This window comes from Lentibacillus sp. L22 (genome assembly GCF_040812445.1).
Taxonomy (GTDB): domain Bacteria; phylum Bacillota; class Bacilli; order Bacillales; family Amphibacillaceae; genus Lentibacillus_C; species Lentibacillus_C daqui.
Map to the genome: position 1 here is coordinate 1 of NZ_JBFNXI010000089.1, position 2,678 is coordinate 2,678.

Annotated in this window: 4 protein-coding genes; all 4 read left to right on the plus strand. The window is 34.5% G+C overall.

All coding sequences use genetic code 11. The features are described from left to right. Nucleotides 1-134 precede the first annotated feature (134 nt). Nucleotides 135-890, plus strand: a complete 756-nt coding sequence (locus ABRT01_RS18075; protein WP_188857619.1) for a DeoR/GlpR family DNA-binding transcription regulator — start codon at nt 135-137, stop codon at nt 888-890. Between the two features lie 181 nt (nt 891-1,071). Further along, the gene (locus ABRT01_RS18080) at nt 1,072-1,368 is read left to right on the plus strand and encodes a PTS sugar transporter subunit IIB (RefSeq protein ID WP_188857616.1); all 297 of its coding nucleotides are present in this window, start codon (nt 1,072-1,074) and stop codon (nt 1,366-1,368) included. A gap of 2 nt (nt 1,369-1,370) precedes the next feature. After that, nucleotides 1,371-1,682, plus strand: a complete 312-nt coding sequence (locus tag ABRT01_RS18085; RefSeq protein WP_188857614.1) for a PTS sugar transporter subunit IIA — start codon at nt 1,371-1,373, stop codon at nt 1,680-1,682. A 354-nt stretch (nt 1,683-2,036) separates the two neighbouring features. Beyond that, nucleotides 2,037-2,678, plus strand: a 642-nt coding sequence (locus tag ABRT01_RS18090) for a DUF4372 domain-containing protein (protein ID WP_367749153.1), incomplete at its 3' end; no start/stop codon positions are given.

Sequence of the window (2,678 nt, forward strand, 5' to 3'; positions counted from 1 at the left end):
AGTGCAACCGTGAATTAGCATAGTTGCACCTAGTGTGTCAACCATTGATTTTGGTGAAGAGCCTTTAAATCAAATGAATAATTTTTTAGCTGATGTATAATATAGCAATATTTTCTTAAAAGGAGCGCTTATTTATGATGAAAGCACAGCGAATAAATGCAATATTAGAATATGTAAAAGAAAAAGAATCTGTATCACTTGATGAACTTGTTGAGCGGTTTGGTATGTCTAAAAATACAATTCGCCGGGATGTTCAAGAGCTGGTTGATGATGGAAAAATGGTGAAGGTTTACGGCGGAGTGTCGATTTCTCAGCCCCTAACCGTTCCTTATCAAGACCGTAAAGTCAAACAATTCCACGAAAAGCAGAAGCTTGCAAAATTAGCGGCGGAATTTATTAAGGATGGAGATATTATTTTTATTGATTCCGGGACTACTACCGTGGAACTGCTGGATTTTATCAAGTATAAAAATCTTACCATCGTCACCAACAATCTTGATTTTACTTTAGATGCCAGCGCTTATCCGAATTTAAATATTTATTCAACTGGCGGTGTTTTCGAACGCTCTACCAGATCCTATGTCGGAACAGAGAGTGCAGAAGTTATTCAAAAATATAATTTTAATAAAGCTTTCATGGCTTCAACAGGTCTCTCACTGGATAAAGGAATAACCAATTCCTCCCCATTAGAAACGCAGGTAAAAGCAAAAGTGATAAAAAAAAGCGAGCAGGTATTTATTCTTGTAGATTATACAAAATTTGATAAGTATGCACTAACGACTTATTGTGATTTTGATGACATTGATTATTTGATAACGGATCAGGAACCTCCGCAAGCATATATCAAACATAGTAAACAGAATCAATATGAAGTGATTTTTCCAAGGTAATTTTATACGGGTCTGTATATAAAATGGATATGCAGAAGAATTGCATTTTTGGGGTAAACTCTTTAATACAAAATAAAACCTCACACCGTGAAAAAACGCACAATCATCACGAAGTTTCTCTGTTTATATTCCATGTGCTCGAAGCAGTGTGATGAATATAACTAACAAAGAGGTGTAACGAATGGAAAAAGTGATTGTAGTATGTGAAGCAGGAATAACAACAAGTTTACTGGTAAGAAAATTAAATGACCTTGCTCAAGAAAAAGAACAAGATATCGATATTCAATCAAAAAGTCTGGAAGAAGGCTTGGACTATATTAAAGAACATGATGTAGATGTTGTGCTATTAGGACCACAAATTCATCAGAGTGCTAAAAACTATGAAGTGTCAACTAATGCAAAAGTTGCTAAAATTTCAGTTGAAGACTACAACACCATGAATGTTTACAGCATTTTTGAGCAGATAAGCGAGGCGTAACAATGACAATTGATGTAGAAGTTTTTATGCCTTTGATTACAGAAGCTTCTCAAGCTAAAACGCTAGCCTATCGGGCATTAGGTCTTGCAAAAGAACAAGATGTGCAAGGATATGAAGCAGGCATCGCTGATGCTAAAAAGCATTTAATAGCTGCTCATAAAAAACAGACAGAGCTTTTGCAATTGAACAGCCGTGAACAGCAGACAGATATTAATATTTATGTTATTCATGCGATGGATCATGTGACAAATGCTCAAATGATCTGTGATATGGCTCAAGAATTAGCAGAGCTTCATTTGGAAAATAAATCATAGTAAACGATTATCCTGTAATTGGTATGTGCCATTGCAGGATTTTTTATGGAAAATGACCTGCAGTGAATCTAACCACACAGATACCAAGCAAATTCATTACAAAAGGTAACAATGAATTAACCATTATTTAATAAAGACTTGACTAAATATTATTTTTTATAATAGTATATAACATAGCAATAATATTACTTAACATATCTCACTAGCGTTGCATAAAGTTTTTCTACAAATGTCAAGAAAAATATTTAGTTGGAACATTAGGAATAATGGGAGTTTTCACTACAAAAGTCTATAAAAAACCTTATAATAAGGGAATGGTAGTCCTGTCCAAATCCCAAATTATAAGGAGAACTCATGGACAATCATACCATAAAAACTGTATTCAAGGAATACATTCATCCATTAGATTCAAAAGTCATTCAAAAAATGGTTGATCACGCTGGACTTGATAAGTATGTTAAAAAGCTAGATATACTAACTTTTACGAATGCTTTTATCTATGCGCAACTGAAAAATTTAGATAGTTTAAAACGAATAAGCAATACGATTAAACGCAAGAAAACAGTTCAAAGGCTGGTAGGTATTGAAAGTATTAGTAAGTCACAGCTTTCTCGAAAAAACAGAGACATTCCACACGAAATTTTTGAAGTGATTTTACATCATTTAATTCAGAAGTTGCACCATATACTTGGACCAAGAATGGTAAGTAAGGAACTTGGTAAACTTCATTTGATTGATTCATCAACGATATCCATGTGTCTCAGTCAATATGAATGGGCAGATTTTCGAGAAACAAAAGCTGGCGTGAAGATGCATACTTCCATTTCCTTTTGCGATGGCATTTCTTATCCAAATAAAGTAAATCTCAGTCCGGCAAGACCTGCGGATGAAACGCAGCTGGATGCACTGATTGTAGCGGATAAAAAAGTACTACATGTGTTCGACCGTGGCTATTTCAACTTTGAAAAGTTTGAAGCCTACTCGAAAGCTGGTATT